Source organism: Microvirga sp. BF8, assembly GCF_059888585.1.
In genome coordinates, this window is the sequence record NZ_CM187619.1 from 1,350,248 (window position 1) to 1,365,152 (window position 14,905).

General features: G+C 65.1%; 11 protein-coding genes and 1 tRNA gene. 7 read left to right on the top strand and 5 right to left on the bottom strand.

Annotation, left to right across the window (positions count from 1 at the left end; translation table 11 throughout):
• Positions 1–46: 46 nt before the first annotated feature.
• From AC522E_RS06495 to AC522E_RS06510, 4 genes are all read right to left on the bottom strand, one after another.
• A complete protein-coding gene (locus AC522E_RS06495) occupies positions 47–3,946 on the bottom strand; it encodes an autotransporter domain-containing protein (RefSeq protein WP_500749559.1) in 3,900 nt (1,299 codons plus the stop codon).
• Between the two features lie 203 nt (positions 3,947–4,149).
• Complete coding sequence (locus AC522E_RS06500; RefSeq protein ID WP_500749560.1) at positions 4,150–5,037, bottom strand: glycoside hydrolase family 25 protein; 888 nt, start codon at positions 5,035–5,037, stop codon at positions 4,150–4,152.
• A 200-nt stretch (positions 5,038–5,237) separates the two neighbouring features.
• On the bottom strand, positions 5,238–6,662 hold the full coding sequence (mgtE, locus tag AC522E_RS06505; protein WP_500749561.1) for a magnesium transporter: 1,425 nt from the start codon (positions 6,660–6,662) through the stop codon (positions 5,238–5,240).
• 385 nt (positions 6,663–7,047) lie between these two features.
• Positions 7,048–7,132, bottom strand: a tRNA-Leu gene (locus AC522E_RS06510).
• A 254-nt stretch (positions 7,133–7,386) separates the two neighbouring features.
• Here AC522E_RS06510 and lipB point away from each other — a divergent pair.
• The 4 genes from lipB (at position 7,387) to AC522E_RS06530 (ending at position 11,593) form a co-directional block, all read left to right on the top strand.
• Positions 7,387–8,115, top strand: a complete 729-nt coding sequence (gene lipB, locus AC522E_RS06515; protein WP_500749562.1) for a lipoyl(octanoyl) transferase LipB — start codon at positions 7,387–7,389, stop codon at positions 8,113–8,115.
• Between the two features lie 95 nt (positions 8,116–8,210).
• Entirely contained in the window at positions 8,211–8,537 is a 327-nt protein-coding gene (locus AC522E_RS06520; protein ID WP_500749563.1) for a hypothetical protein, read from the top strand.
• Between the two features lie 117 nt (positions 8,538–8,654).
• Positions 8,655–10,262 carry a carboxyl transferase domain-containing protein gene (locus AC522E_RS06525; protein WP_500749564.1) on the top strand — a complete coding sequence of 536 codons (1,608 nt, stop codon included), beginning with the start codon at positions 8,655–8,657 and terminating at the stop codon, positions 10,260–10,262.
• A gap of 443 nt (positions 10,263–10,705) precedes the next feature.
• A complete protein-coding gene (locus AC522E_RS06530; RefSeq protein WP_500750601.1) occupies positions 10,706–11,593 on the top strand; it encodes a tetratricopeptide repeat protein in 888 nt (295 codons plus the stop codon).
• Positions 11,594–11,609: 16 nt separating this feature from the next.
• Here the strand turns inward: AC522E_RS06530 and xth are convergent, their stop codons facing one another.
• Positions 11,610–12,395, bottom strand: coding sequence for an exodeoxyribonuclease III (gene xth, locus AC522E_RS06535; protein ID WP_500749565.1), 786 nt, complete (start codon positions 12,393–12,395; stop codon positions 11,610–11,612).
• A gap of 266 nt (positions 12,396–12,661) precedes the next feature.
• Between xth and AC522E_RS06540 the strand changes: the two genes are divergently transcribed.
• From AC522E_RS06540 to AC522E_RS06550, 3 genes are all read left to right on the top strand, one after another.
• Positions 12,662–13,063 carry a GFA family protein gene (locus AC522E_RS06540; RefSeq protein ID WP_500749567.1) on the top strand — a complete coding sequence of 134 codons (402 nt, stop codon included), beginning with the start codon at positions 12,662–12,664 and terminating at the stop codon, positions 13,061–13,063.
• Between the two features lie 291 nt (positions 13,064–13,354).
• Positions 13,355–14,032: a ceramidase domain-containing protein gene (locus AC522E_RS06545; RefSeq protein WP_500749568.1), complete on the top strand. Its 678-nt coding sequence runs from the start codon at positions 13,355–13,357 to the stop codon at positions 14,030–14,032.
• Positions 14,029–14,571, top strand: a complete 543-nt coding sequence (locus tag AC522E_RS06550; RefSeq protein ID WP_500749569.1) for a dihydrofolate reductase family protein — start codon at positions 14,029–14,031, stop codon at positions 14,569–14,571. The genes AC522E_RS06545 and AC522E_RS06550 overlap by 4 nt, the downstream gene beginning before the upstream one ends.
• The last annotated feature ends 334 nt before the right edge of the window (positions 14,572–14,905 follow it).

A 14,905-nucleotide genomic window follows, 5' to 3' on the forward strand; every position in this document is an offset into this window, starting at 1 on the left:
CAGGCATTCGATGGCAGGCCTCCCTCGGACGATGAGGGCTGTTGTCTCAGTGGGTATTGAAGGTCCAGAGGAGGTTTGCCTTGAGGGTGTGGTCCTGGGCGCGGCGGCCGATCTGGCCGCTGTAGCTGAGGCCGAGGCTGAGGCGGTCGGCGGCCTGCCAGGCAAGCCCGGCCTCGGCGACGAGGGCATCGCGGTCGAGCGGCACGCCGGCGACCGCAAACGGGCTGGTGCCGCCGGCAAAGGCCAGGAGCGCCGCCGGCGCGACATCGCCATAGGCATGGCGCCAGCCGAGCAGGCCGCGCAGGGTCAGCGGCCCCTGGTCGCCGATCTGGGCCGCGCCGCGCAGCCCCACCGTGGTGGTGGCGAGATCGAAGCGCTGGCCAAAGCCGGTGAGCGCCGCCGCGCCGCCGGTCTCCTGGAAGCGGTCGGTGTCGAGCCGCAGCACGGATGCGCCGGCGAACGGCTCGAGGGCGGCCGCTCCGAGGCCGATCCGGTAGCCGATCTCGCCAAACGCCTGCAGGGTCGAGCCGTCATAGGCGGCGCTCACGGCATCGGCAAAGCCGGGAAAGGCGATGCTGCGCCGGGTGGCGATGTCGTGGCGGGCATAGGCCGCGCCGAGCCGCAGATTCAGGTCGCCCCACGAGCCTGTGCCGTAGAGGGCGCCGACCACGCTCTCGCTGGTGCCGGAGGAGAGCCGGGCATCGACGTCGAAGCGGGTGCGGGTGAAGCCGCCGGCGAGGCCGAGGCGCAGGCCGTCGGAGACGAGCGCATCGGCGCCGAGCAGGAAGCCGCCGGTGGCGGTGGCGAGGCTGGCGGCATTGCCGTCCGAGCGGCGGCGGCCCCAGGCGCCGAAGCCTTCGCCCCACAGGGCATAGCGCGGCTCGACCGGGGCCAGGGCCACGGGCTGCGGCGCTGTCCCGGGCCGGTCGGCGGCAAAGGCGGCGGGATAGGGGCCCTGGGCCAAGAGCGGCACGGACGAGCCGATCAGGGGCTGGCGCAGGCGGGCGAGCAGGGCGGTCTCGACCAGGCGGGCATCGCCGTAGGCCGCCGTCACCGCACCCGCATGCGCCTCGCCCGACAACGCATCGAACGCCTGCCTGGCGCCGACGACGCTCGCACCCAGCACCGTGTTGTAGAGGCGGTTGCCGGCGCGCAGCGCCTCGATGGCGTCGGCGGTGCGGTACTGGTTCTTCGTCACCGCCACGGAGTGGAAGGCCAGCGGCCGGGGTGCGGGAGGCTGCGGCGCGGGCGGTTGTTCGGTCTTGCGCACCATGGTCAGGGTGACGGCATCGGTGCTGTAGCCCAGCGTCGGCGAGATGAAGGCGAACTCGCTGCTCTGGAGGCCGGCGAAGGTGCCGGTGACGCCGCCCGAGGCGGTGAGGATGGTATAGGGGGTGTCGGCGACGAAGTTGACGCCGGCATCGGGCAGGATCGTCACCGTGCCGCCGGTGAGGCTGGCGGCGCCGGTCGCGGCGATGCGGTCGGAGCGGCCGGCGCCGTCGATCTCGACCGCATAGAAGGAGCCCGGGCCGAAGGCGACATTGCCGGCGACGTTGAGCGTGCCGATCGAGTTGCCCGGTTTGACAAAGCCGCCGCTCTGCACCGACAGCCCGCCAATCCTGCCGATGCCCCCAAGCGCCCCGCCGTTCACCGTGACAGCCGAGACCAGAGAGCCGTTAACCACCAGCTTGCCGTCCTGCACCACTGTGCCGCCGCTGTAAGTGTTGGCGCCCGAAAGCGTGAGCGTGCCGGTACCGGTCTTGATCAGGCTGCCGCCGGTGCCGCCGCCGGCTCCGCCGTCTTCGATCACGCCGCCGACCGTGGTCGACTGGCCGTTGGCGCCGACCGTCAGTGCATTCGCGCCGAGCTGGAAGGTGCCGCCACCTTCGATCGAGCCCGCCGTCAGCTTGCGGTCGAATGCCGGGCCAGCGCTCCCCGAGAAGTCGACTACGCCGCCGGCATAGGTGACAAGCTGCGCATTGCTTCCGGTGCTCCAGCCCCAGAACTCGGTGAGGCCGCCAGCATTGGTGACAACGATGCTGCTGCCGGCATTGCTGCCGTCCTGGAACGATGTCACGCCGCCGGCATCGGCGGTGAGAACCGCGTTACCGGCCGTGGCGGTTCCCGTGAAGAAGGTGTAGCCATTGGCGGTCGAGAAGACCATGCCGCTGGCGTTAAAGCCGTTCTGCAACTGGAGGTAGCCACCATTGACGGTGACAGCGCCGGTGCCAAGCGTGCCGGCGCCGTCGGCGTACAACCAGCCGCCATTGACGATGGTGCCGCCGGCATAGGTGTTGGCGCTCGACAGCAAGACTCTGCCTGTGCCGAGCTTCGTCAGGCCGCCAGCGCCGGAGACCGCGCCCGACAGGGTGAGCACGGTGCCCTGATCGTCGATGAAGCCCATGCCGCCGGCCATCGTGATCGGATTGGCGAGGGACAAGCCGGTTGTCGTCGCCTGCAGCACTGTGCCGGAGGCCATGTTCAGGGCTCCGGTTCCAAGCGCGGCGCTATGGCCGACCGCCAGGGTACCGGCCGATAAGGTCGTGCCGCCAGTATAGGTATTGGCACCTGTCAGCGTCAGAATACCAGAACCGGTCTTGGTGACAGTCCCGCTGCCGGAAATGGCTCCGGACGCGAGAAGATTCATCGGGGTTGAAGGGCCAGACGAGGTCACGTTGAACGTTACGGCAGAGGCGGCGCTGCCGAGGCTGATGCGGTTGCCGAGCGTCAATCCTGCATTCTGCGGCGCAATCGTTGCGCCCGCACCCGGTGCAAGGCTTAGGTCGCCGGACATATTCGAGCCGGCGAGCAGATTTAGCGTGTTGCCCGTCCCTTCGAATTGGATCGCGGATGCCCTTGTGATGCCGTCGCTGTAGAGCCCTCCGCTGATCGTGCCGGCATTGGTGATCGTAGCGTTGCCGCGGGCAATGATCCCGGCCCCGGCCGGAGCGTCGTTGCCGGCGCCGCCGACGATCGTTCCGACGTTGGCGAGGGCGCTGCCGGAGCCGGCGAGGTTGACGCCCGCTCCGCTGAAGCCCGAGCCGACGCGGCCGGAAGAGTTGCCGAAGCCGCCGAAGCCGCCGATGCCCCCTGTAATTGTGCCGATATTGGTAATGAACGAATTGACGCCGAACACCATGAGGCCGTCGCCGCCGCCGCCTCCGCCGCCGCCGAAGCCACCGTCTCCACCGTCGCCCCCGCGGCCACCGATAATAGAGCCGTTATTGGTGATCTGCGCGCCTGCGGCCACCGATGCGATGCCAGTTCCACCTCCCCCGCCTCCGCCGCCATTGCCGCTGCCGGTGTTGAAGGTGGCCCCGCCCACCCCTCCTGCACCGCCCTGGACCGAGCCACTAGGGCTGATCGTCAGCTCAAAGCCGCTGAAATAAAGGCCGGTGCCGCCACCGCCGCCACCTGCGCCGAAGTTAGCGCTGGTGGGGCGGGCTTGCCCTGCCGCACCTGGCAGGTTCGCGTTGATGGCGATCGATCCGCCGATAGCGAGGCCGACGGCGCCACCGTCTCCGCCGGTGTTGTCTCCGTCCGCTCCCTTGCCGCCATTGCCTCCCGACCCCGGTAAACCGGGCACAACGATCGTATCGCTGCCAGAGAGAATACTGGTGCCGCCGCCATCGCCATTGCCTGCGCCGCCGCTGCCGGAACGCCCCGGTTCGCCGATGCCGCCGGGAGCGCTGCAGGCCGTCGTCGCGCCGGGCAGGCAGGCTGCCGAGGCCGCGATCGGAAGCCCGGCGAGGCCTAGGCCCAACGCGATGGGAACGGCTGCGCCGAGGCAAAGACCCGAACGCGTGACGGAGGGCAGGGTGGCGGTGCCGAAAAGGGCTGCCCGCGAGGACAGCTTTCCGGCAGGCTGAAGCAGACGAGCGGGGACGTCACCGGTTCGCCGGAGGGGCTTTTGCAGCGCGCGGTCGAAACGGGACGAATAATGCATGGAGCCTCCGCTCCGGCACGGAGGCGCAAATCAAAGTCGTCCTTGGCCGGGAGCGGAGTATTGTGAGAAAAAGCCTAGTCGTTCTACCAACAATTCCGTTTGGTAAGGCATTTCTCCGAGCGTGTTACCTTGCGGCAACGCCAAGGCCAGCCTGGATTCGGGATGGTCGTGTGTGGACAAAGAAGGCCCAGATGGTTCCGGTCTCACTCCTCGATGCTGGCCGTCTGGACCGGATCCATCTCGCGGCATACGCCCGTGGGCCTGAGGCGCTGGTGGTCGCGGGGGTCACAGGCGCTCTGGACGAACATGCGCCACTGGTTCTCGGTGCCGTAGAATGTGTTGCGATCAATATCGCCGGTCACGCCAGGGACACGACCGGTCGTCGTGAACTGCCAGAATGTCCAGCGCCGGTCGCTGTAACGCTCATGGGGTTCGGCCGCGACGCTGCGGATCCAGAAGGGATAATCGTTGAATTCCCCTTCGAGAATTTCCTTATGGAAGGTGATGTCGGTGTAGATGATCGGACGCTTGCCCGTATGGGCCTGCATTTCCCGAAGCAGGGTCTCGATCATCGCGAGGGCCTGCTCGCGCGGTACCTTCCGGGGACAATTCTGCGATTCGCCGTTCCACTCCACGTCGAGGACGGGGGGGAGGGCATCCGGATCCTGGGGCACGTTCTTCTTGAACCAGGCAGCCTGCTCATGGGCCGGCCGGCACCAATAGACGAAATGGTAGGCGCCCCGCGGGACGCCGGCATTCTTGGCGCCCCACCAGTTCTCCAGGAACCGGTTATCCACGTGATCGCCGCCTTCGGTCGCCTTGATGAAGGCGAATTTGGTTCCGGCCTGGCGCAGGGCCGCCCAGTCGACCTTGCCCTGCCACTTGGAAATGTCGACGCCGTGAATCGGAAGGCGATGCGCCGATGCGACGCCGGAATGCGGTTTTGCATCGGATTTCGCGGGGTAGCGGCTGGTCGGCGCGATCGCGCAGGAGGCCAGGCCGATGGCGAGAGTGGTCACGGCCCCAAATCGGCTCAGAGCCAGGAGCGGGAACCGTCGGGCTTTCGGGCGGCGAGAGGTGCGACGCGTCATGGGGATCAATCAGAAAGTTACGCAACTGCTGGACCCTATGAGCGATGCCTGAAAGTCCTTAACGGACTCTTGAAGGGTGCCGCCCATCCCCGAAAAAGACACGGCTTCGTCGCATTTGTCTACACCTCGAAAGAGGAGTCCCCAGGAGAGGCGTGATCCGGCTGGTGCTCGAAGAATACCGCTCTACGCAGAGCAGGCCGTCAAAGCCCGAACCAGAAAGTCGCGATCCCGAGGAAGGAGAAGAAGCCGACCACGTCGGTGACGGTCGTGACGAGGGGCCCGGACGAGACTGCCGGATCGACGTCGTACCGATGGAGCACAAGGGGAATGATGATCCCCCCGAAGGCGGCCGAGACGAGGGTCACGACGATGGCAAGGGCGATCACCGGGCCGAGATTGGCGGTGCCGAACCAGAAGATGGCGACGCCGGCCATGAGGGTGGCGAAGACGAGCCCGTTGAGAAGTCCGACGATCATCTCGCGGCGGATGATGCGCCAGGCATTGGCGCGGCCGAGTTCCCGCGTCGCCAGCGCCCGCACGGCGACCGTCATCGTCTGCGTTCCCGCATTCCCGCCCATGGATGCGACGATCGGCATGAGGACGGCAAGAGCGACCATCTTCTGAAGCGAGCCGGAGAAGGCGTTGATCACGGAAGCGGAGACGAGCGCCGTGCAGAGGTTGACGAAGAGCCAGGTCGAGCGGCTCTTCATGATGTCCCACACGGTGTCCGAAAGTTCCTCCTCGGAATTGACGCCGCCGAGCTGCTTGATGTCGGCATCGGCCTCCTCGTCGAGCACGTCGACGATATCATCGACCATCAGAACGCCGACGAGCCGGCCGGCCTCGTCCGTCACGGCGGCGGAGACGAGGTTGTAGCGCTGGAAGATGCGGGCTGCATTCTCCTGCGGATCTGTCGCTTCTACCCGGTCCGGGTCGTCGTTCATGATCTCCTGAATCGTGATCGGCCGCTTGCTGCGCAGGAGCCGGTCGAGAGGAACCGCGCCGAGAAGATGGCCGCCGGGATCGATGACGAAGATCTCGTAGAAGGTGTCGGGCAGATCGTCGGTATCGCGCATGAAATCGATGGTCTGACCGACCGTCCAGAACGGCGGCACCGCGATCAGCTCCGACTGCATGCGCCGGCCGGCCGACCCCTCCGGGTATTCGAGGGCGCGTTGCAGGGCGACGCGCTCGATGGCCGGGAGCTGGTCGAGGATCTCGGCTTTATCTTCCTCGTTCAGATCCTCGAGAATGTAGACGGCGTCGTCGTGATCGAGTTCGCGCACGCCCTCGACGACGGTCTGGGTCTCCAGTTCCTCGAGGATCTCCTCGCGGACGGCGTCATCCACCTCGGTCAGCGCTGCGAAATCGAAGGCCGGGCCGAGAAGCTCGATCAGACGCGGACGGTCGTCGTGGTCCAGGGCCTCGAGCAGGTCGCCGAGGTCGGATTCGTGGAAATCCTCGACGAAATGCTGCAGCCGCTCGGAATCGGCGGCACGGATGGCCGCCGCCACCGCATCCAGGAAGGCGGGGTTGATGTCCTCGTTTTCATCCCGGAAGCTCAACGGATCCATCGCCACGCCAGCGAGGGAGGGAGGCGGCGTCCTGTTTTCGACGTCCTGCATGAGCCTGTCCTCAGAAGATCCAGAGGCCTTTTAGGCGCATGCCCCGATGAGCACAATGCGCCGTAAAGACGAGAAGAAAGAGTCGGTTAGCGGCAGTTCCTGCAAGGCTGATTCAGCCATCTGCGGAAGCTGCCCCGGGGGGCGAGAGATTCGGATGAAGTCACTGTGAAAACTAGGGCATCGCGCGGAAAAGTGGACCCGGTTTCGGAGGCGACCATGCGCCGCTTAGGATTGAGCATCGGATGGATCCCGAGAGTGGAGTTCACCCTTGGGCCCGATGTTCAGTGAAGCGGCTTCGCATCCGAATGACAACCGTGTCCGCCCAACAAAAAAGGCCCCGCAAGCGGGACCTCTTTTTGTGGCCTTCAGGGCCATCTCGAAGGTTTGGTGCGGTCGAGAGGACTCGAACCTCCACGGGTCTCCCCGCTACCACCTCAAGGTAGTGCGTCTACCAATTCCGCCACGACCGCGAAACCTTCAAAGCCAAGGTTGTTTCCCCTGGCGAGGCGGTGGCTATACAAGATCGATTGCGCCACCGCAAGCCCATCCGGCGAAGACTCGGCGACACCGCCGAAGTCGAACCCTGCGCAGGGCGAAGGCCACCGTTTGGTGCCGTCCCTATAGCGATCCTGTTCCGGTTCGTCCACCAGGAAAGTCGTAGTTGACCTCGGGCGCGATAAGGGACGAAAACGGCGCTCGTTTCCTACCCGGAGAAGGTGACGCCGTGCCGAGGCTTCGCGACAATCTGGCCGACGCTTTTCTGCCCGCCGAAGGCGCGGCGCCTGTGCAGTGGGCGATCGCCGAGGGGTTGACCGGCTATGAGGAGGCCGTTGCCTTTATGGAGGCGCGCGCGGCCGCTATCGCGGAAGGCGAGGCCTCCGAACTGGTCTGGCTGGTGGAGCATCCGCCACTCTATACCGCCGGAACTTCCGCACAGGAGGCGGACCTCGTTGAACCCGACCGGTTTCCCGTTTTCCAGTCCGGTCGTGGCGGACAATATACCTATCACGGGCCGGGGCAGCGGGTTGCCTACGTCATGCTCGATCTCAAGCGGCGGCAACCGGACCTGCGGCGCTATGTGGCGGCCCTGGAGGCATGGTTGATTGCGACGCTCGCCGAGTTCAACGTGAGGGGCGAGCGCCGGGAGGATCGGGTCGGCGTCTGGGTCCGTCGGCCGGAAAAGGGTGCTGCCGTCGAGGACAAGATCGCCGCCATCGGAATCCGGGTGCGGCGGTGGGTGAGCTTTCACGGCATCAGCCTCAATGTGGACCCCGACCTGTCCCATTTCTCGGGGATCGTTCCCTGTGGAGTGCACCAGCATGGCGTCACGAGCCTCGTCGATCTCGGCATTCCCGTGACGATGCCCGAGATGGACGCCATGATGCGGAAGACCTTCGAAGCGATTTTCGGCCCCGTGGAAAGGGTTGGCGCGCCGTTGCTTTCCGGCAACTAGGGGCCGGTTTCCCACTGCGCGGACGTCCGGGCTTCTTCCCAAGCCCGCTCGATGCTCTAAGCTTGTCCGAACGGTTGACCATCGGCGGATAATCCATGCATCGCACGCTTCTCGCCTCCTTCATTGCTCTGGCCGCTTCGGCGTGCGCCTATACGCCCACCCCTACCGAAACCATTCACATCGTCGATTCGCCGGCCGACGTGCGCTTCTGCACCCGTCTCGCCGAGGTCAGCCCGACCGTCCCCACCACGCCGGGCTTTGGATCCGCCACTGAAGGCATGCTGGAGGCGACAGTCGCGCTGGGCGGGACGCATCTCTATCTCGAGAAGCGCTCAAGCGACTGGCTCCTGGTCCGCGGCATCGCCTATCGGTGTGGCCCCGGCCCTGTGCGCGAAAAGGTTGTCATCCGCGCGAAAGGCTAATACGCCCGAAACGGCAGCCCTCACTCGGCCGCCCGAACCGGACCGGCTTTTTGCCGGGCAGTCTTCATCGTGCCTCCGGGCGCTCCGGGGCTTCAGCAACAGCAGGGGGCCGACGACGTGCCTGTCATCGCCACATCCGCCGATCTGACCTCGGACGCCGCGCGGACGAACCGCGAATCCTGGGCCGAGCTTTCACGGGAACTGTCCGGAAAGAGGGCGGCTGTGGCGGAGGGCGGGCCGGCCAAGGCGCGCGAACGGCATCTCGCCCGTGGCAAGCTGCTGCCGCGCGAGCGTGTGACGCGCCTGCTCGATCCCGGCGCACCCTTCCTCGAGCTGGGTGGGCTCGCCGCACACGGCATGTATGGCGACGCCATCCATGGCGCCGGCATCATCACCGGTATCGGGCGTGTCGCCGGACGCGAGGTGATGATCGTCTGCAACGATTCCACCATCAAGGGCGGCACTTACTATCCGATGACGGTGAAGAAGCACCTGCGCGCCCAGGAGATCGCCCGCGAGAACCGGCTGCCGTGCATCTATCTCGTCGATTCCGGCGGTGCCAACCTTCCGCACCAGACCGAAGTGTTTCCCGACAAGGAGCATTTCGGACGCATCTTCTATAACCAGGCGACCCTCTCTTCGCTCGGCATTCCGCAGATCGCCTGCGTGATGGGTTCGTGCACGGCGGGCGGGGCTTACGTCCCGGCGATGTCCGATGAGACCGTCATCGTGCGGCACCAGGGCACTATCTTCCTCGGCGGCCCGCCTCTGGTGAAGGCCGCCACGGGCGAAGTCGTCTCGGCCGAGGATCTGGGAGGCGCGGACGTTCACGCTCGCCAGTCCGGCGTCGCCGACCACTACGCCACCGACGATGTCCATGCGCTCGCCATCGTCCGCCGCATCGTCGGCTCCTTGAACACGCGCAAGAGCGTGGACCTCGACCTTGCCGAGCCTGTCGAGCCCCGATACGCGATCGAGGATCTGGACGCGATTGTGCCGACGGACCTCAAGAAGCAGTACGACATCCGCGAAGTCATCGCCCGTCTCGTCGACGGCTCCGATTTCGACGAATTCAAACGGCTCTACGGCACCACCCTGGTGACCGGGTTCGCGCGCCTCTGGGGTATGCCGATCGGCATCGTCGCCAATAACGGCATCCTGTTCTCCGAGAGCGCGCTGAAGGGGGCGCACTTCATCGAGCTGTGCTGCCAGCGGCGCATTCCGCTGCTCTTCCTCCAGAACATCTCCGGCTTCATGGTCGGGCGGCAGTACGAGGCCGGTGGCATCGCCAAGGACGGGGCGAAGCTCGTGACCGCCGTGGCCTGTGCGCAGGTGCCGAAGATTACCCTCCTTGTCGGCGGTTCATTCGGGGCGGGCAACTACGGCATGTGCGGCCGGGCCTATTCCCCACGCTTCCTGTTCACCTGGCCGAATTCGCGGATCTCCGTGATGGGCGGCGAGCAGGCGGCGAGCGTTCTCGCCACCGTGCGGCGCGACAACATCGAGGCCGATGGCAAGACCTGGAGCGCCGAGGAGGAGGAGGCGTTCAAGGCGCCCATCCGGGAGCGCTACGAGGAGGAGGGCAGTCCCTACCACGCCACGGCGCGCCTCTGGGACGACGGGATCATCCTGCCCTCCGAAACCCGGCGCGTCCTCGCCCTGGCGTTTTCGGCCACCCTCAACGCGCCCGTGCCGGAGACGAGGTTCGGCGTCTTCAGGATGTAGCGAATCATTCGGGAGCACGGCGGGTGAGCCTGCCGCCGGCGGAAGCAGGACGCGATCTCCTTCCCGGAGGCCTTGCCAAGTATTCCGAGCCGAAGGGATGCCTCCAAAAGTAGAATAAGGGGCCTGCAAAAATGTTGCGGGCGCGCAACACCTTCAAAGCTTCCTAGTCCTGCCTATCTTGGCCCAAGCTCCGCCAAGATGCCGCCATAAACGAAGCTCAACTCAAGAACCTGGCTAAACTGCTTCAACCCCAACGCTTTAGACAAGGCGACCCAAGGAAAGCAGAGCATTAAGCCTTCTTGGCTTTTGCTTTCGGGGACCGTTGCGTCTGTGGCGCGGAGCGTGGCAGATCACATTAGTTTCGCAACCATTCGTAACTAGGGTGGAAGGCCGAGCGGGGAAGTAGACACGCCATGAATGCGCGCCGTTTCGACAAGTCGCGATTGCCCAGCCGTCAAACGACGGAGGGGCCCGTTCGTGCAGGGCGCAATCCTGTGTCCCGAGGCTCGCATCGGGTCCCGTTGCTCCGTTTTGCCGCTGCCGTGCTGGGTACTGTCGTTCTCGGCACCGGCACTGCTCTTGCGCTCGATGCGGCGCCGCGGCCGCAGCCGCTGATGCCGGTCACCAAATTCAGCTCGGTCCGTGAAGCCCTGCGCACGGGAATGCGCGACTACAACGCCGGTGACAAGCTGGGTGCGGCCCAGGCGCTTGAATATGCCGCCGGGCAGGGGCACACGCTCGCTCTCTGGAAGCTCGGTCGCATGTATGCCGACGGCGACGGCGTGCAGCACGACGACCTGAAGGCTTTCGAATATTTCTCCAAGCTCGCGGATCAGAACGCCGAGGAGAGCCCCGATTCTCCGAACGCGCCGGTCATCTCCAGCGCCTTCGTGGCGCTCGGCACTTATTTCCTCGATGGAATCAAGGGCACCTATGTAAGCGCCAATCCGGTGCGCGCCGTGGAGATGTTTACCTACGCGGCATCCTATTTCAGCGACTCCAATGCGCAGTACAATCTGGCGCGTCTCTATCTGGAAGGCACCGGGGTCGACAAGGATATCCGGCTGGCGGCGCGGTGGCTGAATCTCGCGGCGGAAAAGGGGCATCACCCTTCACAAGCGGTCCTGGGACACTTGCTCATGACGGGGCAGGGGGTGCCGCGGCAGCGGGCGAAAGGCCTGATGTGGCTGACACTGGCCCGCGAATCGATCGATCCCGGCAAGGATCAATGGATCGCGAAGCTCTACGACGATGCCTTCGAGAATGCCGGTGAAAGCGACCGGAAGCTCGCACTCGCCCTGCTCGAGCAATACATCCAGTCCCGTCACTGAGACCGATTTCCGGCCATCAGGTTAGGTCGAGATCAACAAGCACGGGAACGTGATCCGAGGGCTTGTCCCACCCGCGCACTTCCTTTCGAATCGACGTGGTTCTGAGCCTGTCCTGCGCCTGCGGCGAGAGCAGCAGGTGATCGATCCGGATGCCATTGTTTCGCTGGAAGGCGCCCGCCTGATAATCCCAGAACGAATAGAGGCCCGGCTGGTCGTTGCAGGCACGGACGGCATCGCTGAAGCCGAGGTTCAGGAGCTCCCGGAACTTCGCCCGGCTCTCGGGCTGGTAGAGCGCATCGTTGAGCCAGGCGGCCGGGTCCGCGGCATCCTTCGGCTCCGGAATGACGTTGTAATCTCCGCACAGGACGAGAGGCTCCTCGAGGGCGAGCAGCTGGCCGGCATGAGCGGTCAGCCGGTCCATCCAGGCGAGCTTATAGTCGAATTTCGGGGTGCCGATGGGATTACCGTTGGGCAGATAGATCGAGGCCACGCGGACGACGCCCGTCTCCGTCGAAACCACTCCTTCGAGATAGCGCGCCTGGTCATCGCTTTCGTTGCCCGGAAGGCCCCGGCGAAGGTCCTCGAGCGGACGCTTGGACAGAATGGCGACGCCATTGTAAGCCTTCTGCCCATGAGTGGCGACGTTGTAGCCCAGAGCCTCGACCTCGGCGCGCGGAAACGCCTCGTCCACACATTTCAATTCCTGCAGGCAGACGATATCCGGCTCGGCGCTTTTCACGAAAGTGACGAGGTGGTCCAGCCTCTGCTTGATTGAATTGACGTTCCAGGTGGCGATTCGCATTCGACGGATAACCTATTGAAAGAACGCACGAATTATTGACGGAACACTTACGTGAGCGCCACCATACCACCAGCGCTAACCGCTGCAAAAATTTCCTTCGGATCGCGCGGGGGATGTCCGTTGCATATTGCGCAGGGGCCGCCCCGGCGGCACCGACTCGCGAACAATTGCGGGTCTGATCTCGGGCTATGCATCGGCCAGAGGTTGCGTGATATTGTTCCTCCGTGCACAGCAAGCGCGGAGCAGCGCGTCGCAGGAGGAGCGGCATGGACCGATTCATGGGGAGCTGCCTGTGCGGCAACGTCCGGATTGTGGCGTCAGGACGCCCGTACCGGGTCGGCCTTTGTCACTGCCTCGACTGCCGGAAGCATCACGGGGCCCTTTTTCACGCCTCCGCGGTGTTCCCTCAGGATGCGGTGACGATCGACGGCGAAACACGCGATTATGCGGGGCGGTCTTTCTGTCCCCGCTGCGGATCGTCCGTTTTCGCACGCACCGCTGACGAAATCGAGGTGAACCTCGGGTCCCTGGATGCTCCTGACCAACTGATGCCAACCTACGAAAGCTGGGTCGTCCGGCGTGAGTCCTGGTTGCCGCCATTTCCGCTCACGAGACGATACGAACGCGATCGCGACGCCACAAGTCGCTTTGAGGAGGAGGGGACCTGAGAAGGAAGACGGGCATTGTGATTTGCGCATACTGTGACCTCCGTAATGTCAGCCGTGCCGCGCGCTTCATGGGTCTACGGCAAGGTCGCGACTTCAGCAGTGCTCGAGGCTGGAGCGAGTGATGAAGACCGGCTGTCACGCGCATGGGCACGGCGGAGCCGAGTGGCTGTCACCGCAGGTGGCAATTTACATCGTACCCTGCACGGTTGTTCCAACCCTTTTCGCTTCATCGGACGTCTGCCCTGGGCCGGCAAGGTGAAACCGAAATCCACCAACACAACGGATGCCTCCATGTCAGCCTCCTGGTTCTCTCCGGTCGACAACTACTGCGAGCGGGTCGACGTCTCTTTCTGGTCCGAGCCGCTGAACGCGGTGACGAACGCGGCCTTCCTCGTCGCCGCGGCCTATGCCTTCGCAAGATGGTACAGAAGCGATGCAAAGGACGGGCCGGTCCTGTGGCTGATCGGCGTGACCGCAATGGTCGGAATCGGAAGCTTCCTCTTCCACACGGTTGCGGAGCGCTGGTCGCTCCTGGCTGACGTCGTGCCGATTGCAGTCTTCATCTACAGCTACTTCCTCCTCGCCCTGCGCCGCTATCTGCAGCTGGGCATGGCCATAGCGATAGGAACCACCGTGCTGTTTGCGGTCTTCAACATGTCCTTCGAGACCCTCTGGAGCAGCATCTTTCCAGGGCTGACCCTCAACGGCTCCGTCGGCTACCTTCCCGCAGCCGCGGCGCTCCTCGGGGTCAGCGCGCTTTGCATGGATCGGCAGGAACGGCTCGCCGGCACGGCGTTGCTTTCAGCCGCGGCAATTTTCATCGTATCGCTCGTCTTTCGGTCGCTCGACCGGACGCTCTGTGCGTCTTTGCCCATGGGAACCCATTTCCTTTGGCACATCCTGAACGCCGTCGTGCTCGGAACCCTGATGAGCGCGGCCATCGCGCATCACAGGAAGTTTGCCCGATGATCGAGGTTCACGGCTACGCCATTGTCTCCGACGACGACCGCATCGCCGATGCCGAGGGACGCATGCCGGAGGCTCTGCGCAGCGAGGCGGACTGGTCGTATTTCCAGGCGGAGCTCGACCGGGCCGTGGCCGTTGTCCTGGGTCGGCTTGGCCACGAAGCCCATCCGAACCCGCGGCGGCGGCACCGCATCGTCGTATCATCGTCCGCATCCGGCCTTGAGGAGCGCAGCGATGCCTGGTGGTGGAACCCGCAGGATCTGCCCTGGGACGAAGTGGTGCGTCGTGCGGTTCCAGATGGTGGGCGGGTCGCGGTCCCCGGCGGGCGCCGGGTCTTCGATCTGTTCCTCGGGATCGGTTATGCCGCCTTTCATTTGTCTCGCGCGGAGGGAATACGGATCCCGGGAGGGGTTCCGCTGTTTTCAGCCTGCGCCGAAGGCGAGAGCGTGGAATCTGTCCTTGCCGGGAGGGGCATGAAGGCCGGACAGCACCAGGTTCTTGATCCGAACGGTCCCGTCAGCCTGACCGTCTGGCGCCGCTGACCGAAACCTCGGCAGGGTTGCGACGTTGACCCTCAAGTCAACGTGCCGGGGAAATTCGATGCGATACCTTGCTATGACAGCTGCCCTTGCCGGCCTCATCATGGCGGGGGCGGCATTCGCCCAGAGCGGCGGTGGCTCGGGTGGCGGATCAGGTGGCAGTTCGGGATCGGCAGGAGGCTCGAGTTCGGGATCCTCCGCGTCGCCTGGTTCGGCGCCGAGCGCAGCCTCGCCGGGCTCTGCGCCCAATGCGCCAAGTGCGCCTCTCCCCCCGCCGGGAACGCAGGGCAGCAGCGGCAGCCCTGCCAATGCCGGTCCGAGCACGACCGGATCCAGC